The 15,155-nt window shown below is 61.9% G+C and carries 10 protein-coding genes; 1 reads left to right on the plus strand and 9 read right to left on the minus strand.

Annotated features, from left to right (window positions below; translation table 11 throughout):
- Positions 1-13: 13 nt before the first annotated feature.
- The gene (locus CDV44_RS15155) at positions 14-7,837 is read right to left on the minus strand and encodes an ESPR-type extended signal peptide-containing protein (protein WP_087688704.1); all 7,824 of its coding nucleotides are present in this window, start codon (positions 7,835-7,837) and stop codon (positions 14-16) included.
- 742 nt (positions 7,838-8,579) lie between these two features.
- On the opposite strand from CDV44_RS15155, the gene CDV44_RS15160 reads away from it, so the two are divergent.
- Positions 8,580-9,125: a glutathione peroxidase gene (locus CDV44_RS15160; RefSeq protein ID WP_087688705.1), complete on the plus strand. Its 546-nt coding sequence runs from the start codon at positions 8,580-8,582 to the stop codon at positions 9,123-9,125.
- A 69-nt stretch (positions 9,126-9,194) separates the two neighbouring features.
- Here the strand turns inward: CDV44_RS15160 and CDV44_RS15165 are convergent, their stop codons facing one another.
- From CDV44_RS15165 to CDV44_RS15200, 8 genes are all read right to left on the minus strand, one after another.
- A complete protein-coding gene (locus CDV44_RS15165; RefSeq protein ID WP_087688706.1) occupies positions 9,195-10,166 on the minus strand; it encodes a VOC family protein in 972 nt (323 codons plus the stop codon).
- Positions 10,167-10,201: 35 nt separating this feature from the next.
- Positions 10,202-11,176 (minus strand): PDR/VanB family oxidoreductase, encoded by a 975-nt coding sequence (locus CDV44_RS15170; RefSeq protein WP_087688707.1) that lies wholly within the window; start codon positions 11,174-11,176, stop codon positions 10,202-10,204.
- A 77-nt stretch (positions 11,177-11,253) separates the two neighbouring features.
- Positions 11,254-11,712: a RidA family protein gene (locus tag CDV44_RS15175; protein ID WP_087688708.1), complete on the minus strand. Its 459-nt coding sequence runs from the start codon at positions 11,710-11,712 to the stop codon at positions 11,254-11,256.
- A 17-nt stretch (positions 11,713-11,729) separates the two neighbouring features.
- Positions 11,730-12,764: an aromatic ring-hydroxylating dioxygenase subunit alpha gene (locus CDV44_RS15180; RefSeq protein ID WP_087688709.1), complete on the minus strand. Its 1,035-nt coding sequence runs from the start codon at positions 12,762-12,764 to the stop codon at positions 11,730-11,732.
- 72 nt (positions 12,765-12,836) lie between these two features.
- A complete protein-coding gene (locus tag CDV44_RS15185) occupies positions 12,837-13,055 on the minus strand; it encodes a recombinase-like helix-turn-helix domain-containing protein (RefSeq protein ID WP_087688710.1) in 219 nt (72 codons plus the stop codon).
- Positions 13,055-13,399 (minus strand): hypothetical protein, encoded by a 345-nt coding sequence (locus CDV44_RS15190; protein ID WP_087688795.1) that lies wholly within the window; start codon positions 13,397-13,399, stop codon positions 13,055-13,057. Before CDV44_RS15190 ends, CDV44_RS15185 begins: the two co-directional genes overlap by 1 nt.
- Positions 13,400-13,421: 22 nt before the next feature.
- Positions 13,422-14,426, minus strand: coding sequence for an ABC transporter substrate-binding protein (locus tag CDV44_RS15195; protein WP_087688711.1), 1,005 nt, complete (start codon positions 14,424-14,426; stop codon positions 13,422-13,424).
- Between the two features lie 74 nt (positions 14,427-14,500).
- Positions 14,501-15,155 (minus strand): aldehyde dehydrogenase family protein (locus CDV44_RS15200; protein ID WP_141118743.1); only part of this gene is annotated, 655 nt, incomplete at its 5' end.

Raw genomic sequence — 15,155 nt, forward strand, 5'->3', positions numbered from 1 at the left:
TTACATCAGCGCATCAGAAGCGCTGTTGCACGCGCACGATACCCGTGTGCGAGATGAAGCCCGAACCTGCTTGCAGTTGGTAGCGCACGGACGCCGTCAGGTTGTTGGCGCGCACCAGCGTGAGACCCAGCGAAATATCTGCCAGATCCGACACCGGCGTTGCGCCCACCGTCGTGAAGCCGGTCTGACCGATCGGGTCAGCCGCGAAGCTCGCCCCCGTGGCCTGACGCGTGCGGTTGTACTCGTGCACCCAACGCAGGCTCAGCTCCGGCACCAGGTTGCCGTACGACGTCTCGAACGGCAGGGCAAACTTCGCACCCAGCGCGCTGCGCACCGAGCTCGCCGACGCACTGCCCACCGACAACGCCGCGCCGTTACCGCCCGTTTCCGTGTAGCTGTTCTGGTTCAGATAGCTATACGTGAGGCTGGCGAGCGGCGTCACGACCGCGCGGCCCACCGCCAGCGGATAACCGAACTCGGCGCTGGCCACGTATTGCTGGCCGTTGAAGTTGCCGTTGGCCATGCCGTTGAAGCCTTGCATCGTCACGATGCGCTTCGTGTCGTAGCGTTGCATCACGACCGAGCCCGACAGGTTCACGTACCACGGCTCGCCCGTAAAGGCGGCGTAGCCGATCAACCCGTAGCCGTTCACACCCGTGCTGTTGCCCGACGTGCTGCCGTCGTTGTTGATCACCGTGCGCGAGAACTGGAATGCACCACCGCCACGCCAGTGATCGCCGAACGCGCGATCGGCACCGACCAGCAGGCCACCGTAGTTGGCGCTGTAGCCGTCGACACCGTCACGCGCCGACTGGCTGGCGTGACCGCCGAAGGCCTGACCCCATGCCGCCCAGTTCGAAGCGCTGTCGCCAGTCGCCACGCCGGTGCCACCGGCCTGCGCAACGCGCAGGCTGTTGACGTGCGAGTTGACCACACCGAGCGAATCGAACGTGGCGGCACCTGCGGCACGCGTGTGCTGTGCCGGGGCAAGTTGCTGGCCGACGCGATTGGCCGAACCCGTCGACTTATCGCTGAGCGAACCCAACGTGGCGTTGTACAGGTTGAGCAACTGCGGATCGCTCACGCCGGTATAACCCAGCAGCCCGCGCAGCGACGACACGGCATTCTGACTCGACGCGATGGTGGCATTGGTGCGCGGGTCGAACGTCGGCTGACCGCCGTTGTTGCCGCCTTCGCTGCCGCCCGGGGTACCGCCGTTGTTACCGCCGTTGTTGCCGCCGTTATTGCCACCGTTGTTGCCCGAGCCTTGCGCCAGCTTCACCACCAGATCCTGATGGGTGCCATTGGCCACCGAGGCACCGGTCGCGGCAAGCGTCGTCGAGCCGTTGACGCTGTACACCAGCGAATCGGCGTTGTAGGTCGCCGTACCGGCGGTGTCGATCACCACGTAACGCTGACCTGCGGCGAACGTGTAGCCCAACGATTGCAGCGCGACTTTCGAACCCGAGGCGAGCGTCGTGTTGCCGCTCACCACCAGGCGGCCATAACCGCTATCGGTCGTCATATCGCCCGTGGTCACGGCGTTGCCCGCCACGCCAATTTGCAACGTTGCCCCTGCCGCCTGTGCATAGTTACCTGCGACCTGAAGCGGACGATTGATCTGCAACACCGACGAATCGTTGTAAGCCGTACGCGTTCCGCTCAGGTTGAAATTGTTGTTGATCAGCAGGTTACCGCCGTTGAAGTGCACATCCGCGTTGCTGCTCACGATGGTGCCGGGGTAGGTGGCGAAACCCGTGATCGTACCGAACGTCGAGTCGGTCGCGCCGCTAATGTGCAGATCGGTGCCCGAACGGTTGATTATCCAGCCCGCGATCGTGCCCGCGTTATTGATCTGACCGATAGTGCTGCCCGGCTCTTGGTTCGAGATCGCACCGCCCAGTGCCGTGATCACGCCTCCGGCGGCGTTGTTGATCGTGTCGATTCGGGCGGAGTTGTAGATCGCGTAGTAATCGCCCGTGATCAGACCCGCGTTGTTGATAGCACCGATCGTGCCGCCGTACAGCGTACCGGCGATAACCGATGCGCTGTTGCCAATCCCGGAGGGCAGACCCGCGCCGGTAGCGGTGATCTTGCCGCCGGCGAGGTTGTTGATCGCACCAATGTAGCCACCAAAATTCGACACACCATGCGCCGCGCTGCTGATCGTGCCACTAGCGCCCGCAAGGGTACCGCTGTTCGTCAGCGTGCCCAGCGTGGCACTCGACGTCGGGTTGCCCGCCGCCGTGACCAAGATCCCGTTAAACCCGCTGATCAGCCCGCTATTGCTGAGCGAGCCGATCTGTCCGCTGCTGAGCAGACCGATGGCAGACGTCGAAACATCCGTCGCCGCAATGGTGCCGTTGTTCACGGCGGAGGTGATGACGCCATTGTTGTTCACGGCCAACGTGTTGCCGGAGATGAGCCCGTTGTTTTCCAGACGGGTCAGCGTGCCATTGTTCGTGAGCGTACCGAGCGCGCCAACGATCGAGCCGAAGGTCGTCCCCGTGACCGTGAGGTTTGCGCCGTCATACGTCCACACTGGCGAGGCATTGATCGGTGTTCCCGAGACCAGCGGCGTGTTGCCGCCGATGGTACCGACGTTGGTCGGCATGAAGAGCGTGACCACCAGATCGTTGTTGGCACCGTTGGCGACGCGTGCACCGGTCGCGATCAGCGCCGGGTAGCCGTTGACGACATAGCGCAGCGTCCCTTCGTTGTAGTCACTGGTGCCTGCCGTATCGATGACGACGTAACGCTGACCACCCGCAAAGGCATAGCCCATCGATTGCAGCGCAATGGTCGAGCCCGGTGCGATGTAGCTGTTACCCGAAACGACCAGACGCCCGTAACCGCTGTCGGTATTGAAATTACCGGCCGTGTTGGCACCGCTCGCTACACCGATTTGCAACGTGCCCGCCGCGGCCTGAGAGTAGTTGCCGGTCACCTGAAGCACGCGATTGACCTGCAACACCGACGAATCGTTATAAGCGGTGCGCAAACCTGCGAGGTCAAAGTTGTCATTGAGCAGCAGGTTGCCGCCGTTGAAATGCACGTCGGCGCTGGTGCTCACGATGTTGCCCACGCCACCGCCAAAGCCTGTGAGCGTACCGAACGTCGAGTCGGTGGCACCGCTGATGCGCAGATCGTTGTTCGAGCGATTGATGATCCAGCCCGCAATCGTGCCCGCATTATTGATCTGACCGATGCTGCTGCCAGCGAGCTGATTGGAGATCGCACCACCCAGCGCGGTGATCACACCGCCCGCGAGGTTGTTGATCGTGTTGATCCGGTCGGAGTTGATGATCGCGTAGTAATCGCCCGTGATCAGACCCGCGTTGTTGATCGCACCAATCGTGCCGCCGTACACCGTGCCGGCAACGGCCAACGTGCTGTTCTGAATCCCGGAGGAGAATCCGCCGCCAGTCCCCGAAATCTTGCCGCCAACGAGGTTGTTGATGGTCCCAATGGTGCCACCGAAATTCCCCACACCATACGCCGATGAGGTGACGGTCGTGCCGCCGCCCCCCGCGATCGTGCCACTGTTCGTCAGTGTGCCGAGCGAGGTAACCGGTGTGGCATTGCCCGACGCCCAGTTCACGAGCCCGCTATACCCGCTGATCAGCCCGGTATTGGTGAGCATACCGAACTGTCCGGTGTTGACCATACCGACTGCATTCGCCGTGCCATCCGTCGCGGTAATCGTGCCGGTGTTCATGGCGGACGAGATCACGCCGCTGTTGTACACGCCCGACATCCTGCCCGAGATGAGACCGTCGTTTTCCAGACGGGTCATCTCCGTCACGCTATTGATCCCGGACATGTTGTCCGAGACCAATGTCCCGCCGTTGAACATCGTGCCGACCACACCGCCGTTGTAGAGAGCCGAACTGGTCGGGCCTGTCGAATGAATCAGGCCATTGTTCTCGATGCGGGCAATGCCGCCACCGTTAGTGCCAACGGACAGTGCCGATGTCCCCGTGAGCGTGCCATTGTTCGTAAGCGTACCGAGCGAGCCGTTGATCGACCCAAAGGTCGTCCCCGTGACGGTGAGGTTTGCCCCGTCAAATGTCCACGATGGCGATGCATCGATCGGCGTGCCTGCCACCAGCGGCGTCGTGCCGGCGATGGTACCGAGGTAGTTCGGCGAGAAGATAGTGACGACCAGGTCGATCTTGGCGCCATTGCCCACACGCGCACCGCTCGCGGACAACGACGGATAGCCGTTCACGACATAGCGAAGCGTCGCTTCGTTGTAGTTGCTGGTGCCCGCCGTATCGATAACGACGTAACGCTGGCCACCCGCAAAGGCATAGCCCAGCGATTGCAGTGCAATCGTGGAACCCGGTGCAATATAAGTGTTGCCCGTGACGACCAGACGGCCGTAGCCGCTGTCAGTGCCGAAATTGCCCGTCGTGTTCGCCCCGCTCGCCACACCAATTTGCAACGTACCCGTGGCTGCCTGCGTGTAGTTACCCACCACCTGAAGCACGTTATTAACCTGCACCACCGACGAATCGTTGTAAGCGGTACGCAAACCGGCCAGATCGAGATTGTCGTTGAGCAGCAGGTTACCGCCGTTGAAGCGCAAGTCGGCACTGGTGCTGAAGATGGTGCCGACACTAACGCCAAAGCCTGTGAGCGTGCCGAACGTCGAGTCGGTGGCACCACTGATGCGCATCGCACTCGACGAGCGATTGATGATCGAGCCCGCGATGGTGCCTGCGTTGCTGATCTGACCAATCGACGATGTCACTACCTGATTCGAAATAGCGCCGCCAACGCCGGTAATCAATCCGCCTGCGAGGTTGTTGATCGTGCCGATCGTGTAGTCGTTGCTGATGCCGTAGAAGCCGGAAATCACGCCGGCGTTGTTGATCGTGCCGATCGTTCCCTGAGCTGTCAGCGTGCCGACGGCAGCGCTCGTGTTGACGATCCCGCTGACAAACCCACTGGTGTCGGTCGCGGTAATCAAGCCGCCGGCCTGATTGTTGATCGTTGTGATCGTTCCGCCCATGTTGCTCACACCGCGCGCCGTGCCCGAAATCGTGCCGCTGTTCGTCAGCGTACTCAGCACCGAATTGGAATAGCCGGTCCCCCCGTTTGCCACGGCCCATTGACCGGACATCTTCCCGCTGTTGACCGCCGTACCCAACGTACCGGTGTTGGCAAGACCACTCGTCGTGCCGGCAAGCGTGCCGCTGTTGTCGAGGCGGGTCAACGAACCGTTGTTGTTCACTGCGGCAAAAGATACCGAGGAAACTTGTCCGCGATTGGTCAACGTCCCAATCGTGCCGGCATTGAAGAGGCCAGAGTTACCCGAACCGGTTGCCGCGATGGTGCCGTCGTTTTCGATAGTGGCGATATTGCCCGTACCAGCGACCGAAAACGCGTAAGTCCCGGTCAGGGTGCCCGTGTTCGTGATCGTGCCGAGGCTGCCCGCGATCGTGGTAAACGTCGTGCCCGTAACCGCAAGGTTCGAACCGTCGAAGCTGAAGACCGACGGTGCGCTGGTGGGCGTGCCGACAGTCAGCCCATACAGGCCACCCATCGTGGCGTCATAGTTCGGACCGACCAGCGTGACGACGAGATCCTGCCGCCCGTTGATGAGCAGCTGCGCACCGCTACCCGTGAGTGTCGGGTTGCTGACAAGGTAGTTCAGCGCGCCGGCATTGTAGGCGGCGGTATTCGCGTCGATGACGATAAAGCGCTGACCGGCCGCCAGCGTGTAGCCCATCGACTTGATAGAGATAGTCGAGCCCGCAGCGACCGTAGCGTCGCCATAGACCAGCAATCGACCGTAGCCGAAGTCCGTCTGAATATTGCCTGTCGTGTCGGCGCCGTTCGTCACGCCGATTTCGAGCGTGCCGCCTGCGTCCTGCTGATAGTTACCGTAGACCGGGATCGTCCCATCGAGGTGCAACGTGGCGCCGCTGTTGTACAACGTGCGCATGCCAATCAGATCGACGGCTTCGTTCAGCACGATGTTGCCGCTGCTCAGTCGCAAATTCGAATTGGCGTTCATGATGCTTCCCATGAACGTGCCGTACGTATTGCCCGTGCCACCCGTGATCGTCAGATCTTGCATCCCGAGGTGCACAACGTCACCTTGAATGACACCCGCGTTGTTGATCGTGCCGATCCCGCCGGTGCCCGAAACGATGGCAGCCATACCCCCGAAAATCGTCCCGCCTGCCAGGTTGCTGATCAACCCGATCGTGCCGTAGCTGTTGTTGATCCCGTACGTATCGCCCGAAATCAAGCCGCCATTGGTGATCGTGCCGATCGTGGCATTAAAGGTCGTTCCCCCGACGAGGTAGCCCGAATTGTCGATACCGTGAACTTGGCTGCCAATGCCCGAACCCGAAATCGTCCCTGCGGCGACGTTACCGTTCGCGCCCGCGTTGACGATCGACGTGATGGTGCCCCCGAGGTTTCGCACCCCCGCGCTCTGTCCGAAAATCGTGCCTGCGTTGGTCAGCGTGCCGATGGAGTGCCCGTTGGCATCGTTGAACACGCCGAGATCCGACTGGATCAGCCCGCCGCTTGCGTTGCTCAGTGAATCGATGCGATTGGCGTTATACACGCCGCTGCTGCCGTTACCGGCCACGGAACTGGCAAGGATCTGCCCGCTGTTCGACAGCGTGCCGAGAATGCCGTAGTTCTGCACGCCGTTGGCCACCGCCGTAGTAGTTTTGCCCTGAATCGCGCCGGTGTTGGTCAACGTCCCCATTCGCGAGGTGTTGACCACCCCGACCGAGTTGCCAGCAATCACGCCCGCGTTGTTGATCGACGTGATGGTGCTCAGATTCTGGACACCGAAAATGCCACCCGAGATGCTTCCGCTATTTTCGATCGCGGAAATCAGGCCGAGGGCGTTGCGAACCCCGTACGAACCGGTACCCGAGATCACACCGGACGCGTTGTTGTGAATCGTTCCGATCGTCGATGCGTTGGCAATACCGACATCCGTCCCGGTGATCACACCGGAGTTCTCGACACGATCGAGCGAGCCGTTCACCGTAGTGCTGTTGACGTACGCGGTCGTGTTGAGAATGCCGACCTGCCCCTTGATCGTGCCCGTCGCGGACCCGGCAACGTTGTTCGAGATCGTGCCGATCGTCCCGCCCGTGTTGCTGATGCCGTTGGTGCCACCGGAAATCGTACCGGTGTTGCCGATGCTATCGAGTTTGGCAGGCACGGCAGGGTCCGCTGCCGCCACGGAAACGCCGTTGCCGCGGTCGCTCGCGCCGGCAATAGCGCCGGTATTCGTCAGCGTCCCGAGCGTGCCCGAGACCTGAACGGCAGCCGCGTTGAACAAGCCATTCGAAATCAAGCCATTGTTGACGATCGAGCCCAGCGCCCCGGCCACGGTCACGCCGGTTTGTGTTGCTGAGATGGTGCCATTGTTCGTCAGCCCCGACTGATTCGACAGGACGCTGTCTGCCGTAATGGCAACGCCCTCCAAGCCACCGGAGATCGCGGCGCCAGCGCCAACCGCGATCTGCCCAGTCAGGTTGTTGAAGTTCACCGACTTAACGCCGGACATCGAGACGTTCAGATTGCTACCGTCCCAGTCCCAGACGGGGAACCACCCCATTGCGGTGCCGGGGTTCAGCGCGTAACCGTTGTTATCCGATTGGGTGAGGATCCCCACGTAGGGCGGCACCGCATGAGCCACCCCCGACAGTACCGCGAGTGCTGCGGCTGCGGCTGCCTTGCGCGCCCGGCGACGATCGACCGAACGCGACTTGCCGCTATGGCCGCACGCGATTTCCGATGCGACCTGATACATGCCAAGACTGGCGCTCCACACCACGCGGTAGACGTGATTCATCTGATTCCCCCAATGAGTATTCTTTTAATGCGACAGATTGCGAATTCGGTACGGTCCACGCTGAACGTCCGTCAAATCAACGCAAAAGCTCCGCCACGCGGGCGAAGTCCGTTGATATGGGCGATGAAGGCGGGACGGTGCGCCGACGCTAGTGCGTCATGACGCTAGAGAAGCGGATGAGTCGGTCGGGCAGGACGGAAAGCGCTGACGGCGCATCGCTTTGCTGTACGGCAAAGGAAATTTGCACTCGCGCAAAGGTATCAGACGTCTGAAAAGCAGTACGAAGCATTCGGACAACCCCGTTTTATTGACTCGCGCTGTCAATCAGCGCTGTGTGCTTGTTATATGCGGTAACTATTTTTAATTCCGCGAATACTTTCACAGGCTTTCACGACTGTCAATCGGGAATCGGAGAGCGAAAATAAATCATTGATTTCATTGAAATCTTCGTTGTCCAACTGAAACAACATCTGGCCAAAAAATTTCCAAAAATATGTAACTGCAACGTAAGAAACGAGAAAATCCGCCCAAACCTCCACCATCAGGATTTAACTCCCGAAGTGCAACCCGAACGTGCAACCTCTTTCGGCTTACATGTTCCTTACATCGCTTCAGAATCAACCAAATCGTATAAATCGATACCCGGATCAGGCCGCCGTCAGCGCCGTTTCCGGGCTTCCGATACACTCGACTTCGTTGATCCTCGCCACTCCCGGGTCACTCTCGAAAAAGGAATTCACGCATGAGCACGAATATCGAAACCATTGCCGTCAACCGTAACGACGGCACTCCGTCCAAGCTCGGCGATTACGCCGGCAAGGTGCGTCTGGTGGTGAATGTCGCGTCGAAGTGCGGCCTCACGCCGCAATATGAAGGACTGGAACGCCTGTACGAAGACAAGCGCGGTGCGGGGCTGGAAGTGCTGGCCTTCCCTGCGAACAACTTCAAGGGGCAAGAGCCGGGCACCGATCAGGAAATTCTGGATTTCTGTTCCACGCAATACAACGTGACCTTCCCGCTGTTTGCCAAGATCTCGGTGCTCGGTGACGACCGCCATCCGCTCTACGCGGCGCTGGTCGATGCCAAGCCGGAAGCCACGGGCGAAGGCCCGTTCCGCGAACGTCTGAAAGGATTTGGCGTCGAGCGGGAGAACCCCGCCGATGTGCTTTGGAACTTCGAGAAGTTTCTGGTTGGCCGCAACGGCCAAGTCGTCGCGCGCTTCTCGCCCGACGTGAAGGCCGACGATCCGCGTCTGGTCGCCGCCATCGACGCCGAACTGGCCAAGTAAGCCAGCGCGCCAAAAAGATAGGTGCGGGCGCGCCGTTCCCCCCGGATCGGCGCGCCCGCGATGACCGGCTCAGCGCTTGGCCGTGTCGGTCATGAACTTGCCGGTCGGCGCTTCGCCGCCCTTCTTCTGACGGCGCGACGTGCCGTCGATACCGCCATCGACTGCCCATTCCGCGAACACCGTCGGCCCCGGCTCAAAGTCGCGCGGCTGCCACTCCGGCGTCAGCACATCCTCGTCCGCGTAATACTCGATCAACGCGCCGCACGGGTTTTTGAAGTACCAGAAGTACGCCGACGAGATCGGATGACGGCCCGGGCCGAGTTGCGTCTCCCAGCCGCAGCGATCGATGTGCATGCCGCCACCGAATACTTCGTGGATATCGCGCACCGTGAAAGCCACGTGGTTCAGCCCACGCTTTCCATTCGGCAACGCCAGCAAGAACAAATCGTGGTGCCCGCCGTGCGGTGCGCAGCGCATGAACGCGCCGCGATCCGGATAACGGTCGGATAGCTCGAAACCCAGCTTGTCCTCGTAAAATTTCTGCGTCGCTGCAAGCGCATTGGTGAAGAACACCACATGCCCGACTTCAATCGGCTGCGCCCGCTCGTACACCGGGCTCGGCGTATTCACGCGCTGCGCGGGAATACCCCACGGGTTGGTGGGCGCGCCTTGCACGTCGAGCGCCCGCTTGGTGCTCACTTCCACGCCCACGGCCAAACCGTTCGGGTCAATGCATCCCGTGGCACCTTCTGCGAAGTAGTACCCCGGCTGCCCCGCCAGCTTGTCGGCGATGGTGGCGACCTCGTCGGCGGTCGCCACGCCCCACGTCACCTCACGCAGCGTCGGGCCCTCTTCCATCGCAGGCGGCAGCGACGGATCGTCGTGACGGACTGCCAGCACACGGCCACCGTTGAGCGTTTCGAAACGCACACCGTCGGTGTCGGCCGAGACTTCGGTCAGGCCCCAGTCGGCGAGAAAGCGGCGGCAGGTGTCGAGGTCGGTCACCCCGTAAGTAATCTGTTCGATGCCCAGAATCGTCATGGCAGTCTCGGGTGATAAGTCGGGATAAATCGGTTTCAAAGATCCAGCGTCAGGCGGTCGCCTTTGCAACCGGACACGCAGATCATCATCACGTTATTTGCCGCGCGCTCACCAGCGCTCAGCACTGAGTCACGGTGATCGGGGCAGCCTTCCAGCACACGCGTTTCACACGCGCCGCAGATACCTTCCATGCAGCTGTGCTCTGCATCGATGCCCGCGGCAAGCAGCGTGTCGAGCAACGTTGCACCCGCAGGCACCGCAAGCTCCTTGCCGCTTTTCGCCAGCTTGACGACATAGCCTTCGCTTGTCGCGGGCGGTGGCGCATCGGGTGCCGCCGCAAATCGTTCGATATGCACGTTGGCAATCCCGGCGTCGGCACATGCCGCTTCGAAGGCGTCGAGCATCACGCCCGGGCCGCAGCAATAGGCATGCGTACCAGCGGGTTGTCCGGCGAGGAAACCCGCCAACGAGGCAGGCTTGCCGCCCTGCTGATCGTCAAAGTGATAGGTGACGTCGCCACCCAGCGCGCGAATCTCGTCGATGAAAGCGGCCTGCGGTGCGGTGCGCGCACAGTAGAGTAACTTCACGCTGCGCCCCAGCGCGCGCAGACGGCGATACATGCAGAGAATCGGTGTCACGCCGATGCCACCTGCCACGAGCACCGTATGCGCTGCGCTCTCGTCGAGTTCGAAGTGATTACGCGGCGCCGAGATGTCGAGCGTCATGCCCACGCGGAAGTTGTCGTGGATGAAGCGCGACCCGCCTCGGCTCTTCGGATCGGCGAGGATGCCAAGGACGTAGCGGTTCGTCTCACCCGGCGCGTTCACGAGCGAGTAGCTGCGCAACAGCCCGCTCGGCAGATGCAGATCGATGTGCGCACCCGGCGTGAAGCCGGGGAACGTGCTGGACTGTGCGTCGCCGCCAGCGGCAGGCACGAGTTCGATACTCATGATGCCGGCCGCCTCGTAACGAAGCGTGCGCACCATGGCGCTCAGGTTTGACTTGCTCATGACCCAGCTCTCTGATGTTGCTCGCAGGGGTGTCCTGCGTCGGTATTGATATTCACCGGTCCCGGGGTTCGTTCCCGTCAACCGGCTTCGGACAAATCGATATCAAGACGCGCGAACGCCTCGATTTCCACGCGCAACTCGGGAAACACCAGCCCGCTCACTGCCACGAGCGTCGAGCACGGATAGGTGCCACCGTTCGCCGCCACGTCCGCGAAAAACTCGCGGCGCGCGCGGCCCACTTCATCCTTGTCGGCGATATCGGTCACGTACACGACCAATTTGTAGATGTTGCCGAGATGCCCGCCGCCTGCTTCGACCAGCGCCCGAATCTTGCCGAGCACGACCAGCGTCTGCTCGTACGTCGTCAAAGGTTGCGCGGCGTTGCGCGTCGCCGGATGCGCAGTCATGCCCGACATCAGAATCTCGTTGCCGAAGCGAATGCCGTTCGTCCACGTCGCCGTGCCCAGATCGGGCACGCTCGGCGCGTGAATGCGTTCAGCCTTCGGCGCGATGGCGGCTTGTGCGTTCGATGACATGTGTCGTCTCGTTCGGCTTACGCCGCCTTGCCTTGTTGCAGGCGTTCAAGCTCGGCCTTCGCCAGATTCTTCAGATGGCGGCGCAGACGTACGATGCCCATATCGTGTTGATACAAGTGCTCGTTCTGATTCGCATCGAGTTCCATGTCTTCGAGCATCACGCGGTCTTGTTCCAGCACGGCCCAGTGGCGCGCCTCGAGGCGATTGCGATACAGGAAGCGCCACGTATCGCGCTGCCAGTCCTGCAACTTGCGACAGCGCCAATGGAACACGGCGGCGAGCGTCGGCGAAATCGGCGTGTAGCTGCCCACGATCACGAAGTTGCCACCGGGGCCGCCCGTCTTCGGGTACGGAATCTCCAGCCGCATCCAGTGCGTGCCAGTGTCTGCCCACTCGGTCCAGTCGAAGTTCACATCGCGCTGGCCTTCCTTCTCGAACACGAAGCCACGGTCGGTATCGCGAATGCGGAACGCTGCCGTGTTGTCGCCCTCGGCCATCGAGTGCGACTGCTTGTGCAGATACGTGCCGTGCATCGGATCCATCACGTTATCGAGCACGTAACGGTAGTCGCCCTTCCACTCGGTGTAGCAGAGGAACGACGAGAATTCGCCGTCGGCGTCGAGCTCTTCCGGCAGCACCAGCGGGGGCGGCGTGTCGATGTTTTCCGTCGCGTTGTACAGCCAGATGGCTTCGTTGCGCTCAACGATGTGATACGCCTGCGTCGGGCGCGAGCCTTCGAGCTTGCAGCCCGGGCTGCCGGGCACACGCATCACCGTGCCGTCGCTGCGCACTTGCACGCCGTGATAACCGCAGGCGATGCGGTCGCCCATCACGATGCCCTTCGAGAGCGGCGCGCCCCGGTGCGGGCAATGGTCGTCGAGCGCGTGCACGTTGTTGTCCTGATCGCGCCAGAACACGAGCTTCTTGCCCAGACGGCGCAGCGAGACCGGCTCGCGGCCAACCATGTGCGACGGGCAAATCGGATACCAGAGATTCTTCAGTCCACGCTCGAGGATGGCGTCGGCAGTGAGAATGGGTTGTTGCATAGTCATGGGGGACCTCTTCATCGTCGGCGCCGCGCCGGGGCTTATGCCAGCGGGCGAGCGCATCGTCAGGTGATGTTGTTACGCTTCGGCCATACGGGCGATCTGCGCCTTGTAGACCGCTTCGGTCCACAGCTCGCCCTCTTGCGGGCCGGGGCCCGTGCGATTCAGGTAGGCGACGAGGCCAGCCAGATCATGCGTACCGGCCGCATAGGCGCGCTCGATGGCGTCGCCCAGCAGGCTTTCGTATTGCGTCGGCACATGGCGACGCGCTTGGTGCGGGTCAAGATAACGATCCATTATTTCCCTCCTTGGCGAACCCGTTCGCGAATGCGTGCGTGCACGGGTACAAAGTCGTAAGTCGGATAGCATTCGGTGCGAAATACCCCCCACGCCGAGCGCTCCAGCTCGACGTTGACCACTGGCAGCAGGTGGGGCGGCAGCTCCAGCGTCACGATCTGGCCGAAGCCCATCGCCACCGTCCACGAGACCACCTTCACGCCCGCCGGCGGAAAGCGCTCCCACCACTCGGCGGCCTTCAGGCGTTCCTGAAACGCGTCGAGATTGTTCGACTGATCGTGGCGCAGAACCACCGTCAGCAACATCGTCTGCGGGGCATCCACCGGCGAAGCGTTTTCGGTCATCGGTTGCATGGGGGTGCCTGCCTTACTGCACGAACTGATTGGTGTACAGGTCGGCCGGATTCGACTTTTCGCGAATGACCTTTTCCTGTGCGTAAAAGTCCTGAAGCTTCGTCACGCGCGCCGGATCGAACGCGCCGAGGCGTTGCTGGCCCGGATACACATTGCGAGCGTAGTACGTGAGAATTTTTTCGATCTCAGCTTCCTTTCCCTTGTAAGCGGGCACCGCTGCGCAGTAATCCTTCGCCGCACCGGCCGGGTCACGCATGATCTCGGCGACCGACTTGAGCGTGGCATGCACGAACTTGCGGATCATCTCGGGCTTCTCGGCAATGGTTTTGTCCGAGGCGAGAATCGCCTGCGCCATGCCCGGGAAATACTTGTCGGTCGACGTCATGGTGATCTTCACGCCCGCGTCTTCGATGTTCTGCGCCCACTCCGGCGTGCCCACCATCACTTCGGCCTTGCCCGTGGCCACTTGCTGCCACACGCCTGCGGGGCCCGCGCCCTGAATGCGGGCATCGTTACGGGTGAGGCCTGCCGAGGCCAGCAGCCCCAGCGTGGCGTAGAAGCCGGTGTCCTGATAAGCCAGCACGGTGATCGTCTTGCCCTTCAGATCGGCCGGCGACTTGATGTTGGCGTCGTCACGCACGACCAACTGATGCAGCGTGCGGCCGCCGAGGAGTGCCACGCCCTTGATCGGAATACCGTTGGGGCGCAGCACGATGGGCGTGTCGCCCAGACCACCGCCCAGATCGCCGTTGCCCGACGCCAGTTGCTTGCCAACATCGGCGCCGCCCTGCACGGTGAGCCAACGCACCGACAGCCCTTCGGCGGCGTAGTAGCCCTTCTTCTCGGCGAGCATCAGCGGCGCGAACGCCGGCAGATTGGCCGGGGCCGGCAGCAAATAGGTGATCTGCTGGGTCGGTTGTTGCGCCCAGACCGGCGCGGCGGCCAGCCCGGTGATGGCACACAGGCCAGCCGTCAAAAAGGCGCGACGCGCCAACGATGCACGGAAAATCGACAACATATCTCTGCCTCGCTCAAGTCTCGGGTTACCGCGATGCCCCGTGCACCGCAGCTTGTGATGCCACAGCTTGTTGTTCAGACCTGCCCCGCCCAGCCGAGCGGGTTGTCGTTCATGCCCCAGTAGAGGCTCTTCTGATTCGTGTATTCGAGCAGCCCCAGACGCCCCTTTTCACGCCCCATGCCACTCTCTTTCCAACCGCCGAACGGCGTCGAAATCGAGAACTGCTTGTAGGTGTTGATCCAGACCGTGCCGGTCTCCAACGCGCGCCCCAGACGCCACGCGCGCTTGTAGTCGCGCGTCCAGATGCCTGCCGCCAGCCCGTAGACGCTGTCGTTGGCTTCGGCCAGCAACTCGTCTTCGTTCTCGAACGGCAGCACCGCCAGCACCGGGCCGAAGATTTCTTCCTGCACCATGCGCGCCTGATTGGTCAGCCCTGCGATGATGGTCGGCTGATAGAAGTAGCCCTTCTCGCGACCGTCTCCCGCCGGACGCTCACCACCGCACAGCAGGCGGCCTCCCTCTTCCAGCCCGATGGCCACATAACGCTCGATCGACTCGCGATGCGACGACGTCACCAGCGGGCCCATCTGCGTGTCTTCGCGCAGCGGGTCACCCACGCGCAATTGCTTCGCGCCTGCGACCAGCCGCTCGACAAACGTGTCGAAGATCTTCTTGTGCACGAACAGGCGCGAGCCTGCGATGCACGACTCGCCCGACGAACTGAAGATG

It is taken from the genome of Pandoraea sp. PE-S2R-1 (genome assembly GCF_002179865.1).
In the GTDB taxonomy this organism is placed as follows: Bacteria; Pseudomonadota; Gammaproteobacteria; order Burkholderiales; family Burkholderiaceae; genus Pandoraea.